Source organism: Alphaproteobacteria bacterium (assembly GCA_018667735.1).
Classification (GTDB): domain Bacteria; phylum Pseudomonadota; class Alphaproteobacteria; order Rickettsiales; family JABIRX01; genus JABIRX01.
The window spans coordinates 1-4,756 of record JABIRX010000022.1; the positions used below are offsets into that span (position 1 = coordinate 1).

3 protein-coding genes are annotated in these 4,756 nt (G+C 32.2%); all 3 read left to right on the forward strand.

Annotated elements, in window-relative coordinates; genetic code table 11:
- The coding region (locus HOH73_02485) for a hypothetical protein (GenBank protein ID MBT5827727.1) at positions 1-540 on the forward strand (540 nt) is incomplete at its 5' end.
- Positions 541-847: 307 nt separating this feature from the next.
- Positions 848-2,854, forward strand: coding sequence for a hypothetical protein (locus tag HOH73_02490; GenBank protein ID MBT5827728.1), 2,007 nt, complete (start codon positions 848-850; stop codon positions 2,852-2,854).
- 450 nt (positions 2,855-3,304) lie between these two features.
- On the forward strand, positions 3,305-4,756 hold a 1,452-nt coding region (locus HOH73_02495; protein ID MBT5827729.1), incomplete at its 3' end, for a hypothetical protein.

The window sequence follows — 4,756 nt, forward strand, 5'->3', positions numbered from 1 at the left end:
CTTGCAGGTGCAAAAAGGGATGCTATTGATTTTGACACTAATGATGAAGTAATTAAGCAAGCTCTTAAAGCAAGTGCTATGTTGGAAATAATAACACAAAGATTTCCTGAATCTGCAACAGATTTACACAGAGCTATAGAAGCAACGCTAGATAATATTACAAACATAGATGATCTTTTGAGTTTTAATGAGGGTCTAGAGAGAAAATTTAATAAAATTATTCATCTAAGTTCAACAGCAGATATTTCTCATATAGTTAACCAATTCTTACCAGGTAAATTACCAGATGCATTAATAGAAAAAATTGCAAATCCAGTAATAAAAAATTTAGCTGAACATGATTTAAGGGGTACTAAAAACACTGGAGCAATAGTAGCGCAAATCATTACTAATCGTTTACAAGAACAAGCAGTACAAGCACTAGCACAAGCAGCAGCAGAAGTAGTGATTGCCCGAGCACAAAGCAAGCAAAATTGCTCAAGTAATTTTGCGGACAGAGTAGAAAAAAGGGCGGAGAAAGATTCCACTCAGGGAAGATAATTATTTATAAAGAAAATTTTATGCCGTAAGTCTTAATACATAAAATTTAAATTAAAATTGCAGGGTAAACATAGCAAAATTCTAATTTAAAATTTATATTCATTATTACTTACTTAAAGAAGCAACATATTATTTTTTGAACAAATATTATTTGGCTTTTAGCACAGCTAACTTTTATAAAAATATGAAGATCTATTATCAATAGCTTAGAATAAAGCATACTCAATTAAGAAATTATAAAAGTAATTAATAACAAGTAATAGCACTTCCCTATTTTCAGTTTATAATTTGCTTTAACCCTATTTTTATGTTACATTTTGATTATAAGCTGACAAAACCAGAAATGAATTCAGAGCAAAAAAAAACACTATTAACCTTCGCAAGAGAACATAACTTAGCAATAGATGCAACAGAGCAAAGCTTAATTACTCATTTAATTGGAGTGCAAAATAACAGCTTTGCTTACAGACAAGGCAAAGGAACTGCTTTGCATAGAGCGGCAAGCTTAAATAGATTAGATATAGTAAATATAATCCTGAATATAGATATTGATATAAATCTTGTAAATCATAAAACAGGAACAGTTTTATACAAAGCGGCACAATATGGTAATTTTGCTATAGTAAAAGCTTTGATCGCAGCTAAAGCTGATGTAAATCAAGTACCTAAGCATTGGTTTCATCAAGGAATAACACCTTTATATAAGGCAGCGCAAAATGGTTATACAGCTATAGTAAAATTATTATTAGCTAATGGAGCTAAAGTTAATTTGGCCAGAAGTAATGGCAAAACCCCTTTATATGTAGCAGCGCAAAATGGTTATACAGCTATAGTAAAATTATTATTAGCTAATGGAGCTAAGGTAAATCAGATAGATTTGCATAAAAAAACCCCATTACATATAGCTGTAACAAATGGCCATTTCGACATAGTAGAAGCATTAATTAAGGCTAAAACTGACCTAAATAAAACAAATGAATCAGGAAAAACGCCTTTATATATAGCGGCTCAATATGGCCATACAGAAATTGTTAAGGCATTAATTGTGGCAAAAGCAAATATAAATCAGACACCAACCCATGGCACCCAAAATAAAAAAACCCCTTTATTTATAGCAGCGCAATATGGGCATACTGACATAGTGGAAATACTAATTAAAGCAAAAGCTAATATAAATAAGACAAATATAGATAACATAACACCTCTGTGGAAAGCAGTATATTTAGGTCATGCGGCTACAGCTCAAATATTAATAAATAATAAAGCGGCAATAAATAAGGTGCCAGCTTGTGGATTTTACCATAATATGACACCTTTGCATATGGCTGCGCAGGAGGGTTACACTGAAATAGTTAAAGCATTAATTACTGCAAAAGCAGATGTTAATCTGCTAGATATATATGGCAAATCTCCTTTACATAAAGCAGCGCAATATGGTCACAAGGCTACCATAAAATTATTGCTAAATAAGGGTGCTAATTTAAATCAGAGAGACAAAAACGGAAGAACAGCTTTAGATATAGCTGAACAAAATGGTTACTTAGCTACAATTACTGAGTTAATCAAGGCGCAAGAAAATATTAATCTAGCTAATCATTCCAACAAAAAAACTTATACAAACACAGCTGCTCTTTCCAAGGCCAAAATATCTAATGTAACAGTTGCCTTGGCTGGAAAAATTTTAAATAATATTGCTTTAGCAAAAATAATACAAAAAATTCTGCAGCAAAAGCATAATTGTCATTTACATAGCAAAGCCATTGTAAGCAAGTTAATAAACGCACAATTAACAGTAATGAGCAAACCAACTACAACACCCAAATTAAACTCTGAGGCGTTAGTTGACATGTTAATTTTTGTACAGAAATATATTATGCAGGAGACCTTCTTTATATTGGAAAACTTCAACGATCTAAGCAAAAAGATACCAGAAAAATTAAAGTTACAAATAGAAACTAAGTTTTTAGGTAAAAATAACTATTATTATCTTCACCTTAGCAAAACTAGAGTGCCGCAATCTCTTATTCCAACCAAAACCAGGCAAAGCCTTCTACAAAATAAAATACATAAACAACCCACTATAGTTTTAGATAATGATTTAACCAATAGTGATGTTGAAAATTTTGCTTCCGCCCAATTAGCCAAATGCAGAGCATTAGGCGTAGTATCCGCTAAAATAGCGCAAATGAAGCTAAAGTTACCTTCCATAAAAACTTTGAGTATAAATGTAAAGCTCTACCATTGTAACAAATATTTTGTGAGAATTAGAAACAATTTTATGCCTCCACAACGAGATGGGCCACATCTTATTTGAGCAATTAGTAAGCTAAATAAAGATGAATAAATTATGATATTAACAAATTATTACATAATCTTAATTAGCTTTTACAGCTAATATTTAAATAAAACTATTATGCTGACTAAACCACTATTTGACTTTCATAACATTGCTAGGACTATAGTTAAGTAATTTTATCAATAGGGCTAAAATAATGAAGCTACAACTTTACTAGATAAAGATTATTCTGTAGTTAACTTCAAATAAGAATTTTCCAAGAAAAATTCTAGGTGAAAAACTATTACATAGTAAAATCTACGACTATATAAAAATAATTACCTTTTATATGTTAAAAGCTAGTTTAGCTAAATTAATATCTTTAACTACTTATAAATCGTTATATTTTATTATTTACAGCTTAAATTTGTGTAACTCTACTTTTTATGATAAGATATAAACAATAGTAACTATAAATTTTGTTAAATTATGCCATTATCACCATTATTAGCAGATTTTTTGCTTGAGCAGGGCTTTATAAAAACTAAGGCAAAATTGCAAAATAGTAAACAGCTTAAAACTGTTTTAACAAAAAGCATATATGTTGGTCGAGTTTCTGCAAAGGAACCAAAACAGCTTGACTTACCTATACACAGAGCAGCAAGAATGGGTCGCATAGAGTTACTTGAGGAGATCATTGAAAATCATGAGATAGAGGCAGATCAAGTAAGAGCTGATGGCGTAACACCTTTGTTAATTGCGTCACAAGAAGGGTATAAAAATGTAGTAGAATGTTTACTAGCAAGTGGAGCAAATATAAATCAAGCTAATGATAATAAAATTACGCCATTATGGGTAGCAACGCGCAACAAGCATGATAGTGTGGCGCAACTATTGCTAAATAAGGGTGCAGCCCCCGATCTACCGGACATAAAAGGTATTACTGCTTTAATGATAGCAACACAGAACCCTAATCTAAATATAGCAAGATCATTATTAGAGGCGGTCGCTGCTGTGGATAAACCCAACAAATCTGGTTGGACCGCTTTAATGGTGGCGGCAGAAAGTGGTCAGCATGATCAAGTATCTTTGTTGCTAGAAAATGGTGCAAATGTAAATCTAGCTAATGCAGGTGGGCTAACGCCTTTAATGTTGGCCGTACTTAAGGGTCACCATAGCGTAGTGCACACATTAGTTGAAAGAGCAGAAATTGCTCTAGATGTGCAAAGTAATAATGGTTTAGCACCTTTATTCTTTGCTACTATAAAAGGTAACACTGAGTTAATTAATTACTTGATTGAAAAAGGGGCAAATTTGAACATCCAAAATCAAGTTGGCTTTTCTCCTTTATCATATGCTGCCTATCATAACAAAGATGATCTGGTAAAGTTTATATATGATAAAGGGGCTGATGCAATAGTTGCTTACCTATATCTGGCAAAAGCCATTAGACAACATCCAAATAGAGCAGAAATTTGTAAACGGGTAATAAATACATTCATCAGAAGCGGTATCGATGTAAATCAAAAAACTGAGCAAGAAGAAACGCTCTTAAATATCGCAATTATGAGCAAAGACATAGGAGTAGTTAAACTATTACTCGAACATGATGCAGAGCCAAACTTACCAAACCGTAACGGTAATACAGCTTTGATGATGGCAGCGCAAAGGGGTTCTGCTGATATTGTAAAATTATTACTTGGTAAAGGTGCAGATACAACTCTAGTTAATATGCATGGAGCTACAGCATTGATGATTGCGGCCTTTAATGGTGATAATAAAGTCATAGCGCAATTTGTAAAAAGTGGTTTAACATTAGACGATAAAACAAGCCTAATATTTGCAGTCTATAAAGGTGATCATAAATTATTATCACAATTGCTAAAAACTGTTACAGAGCCAAATTTGCAAAATTATAATGGCACAACTCTTTTGATGCTA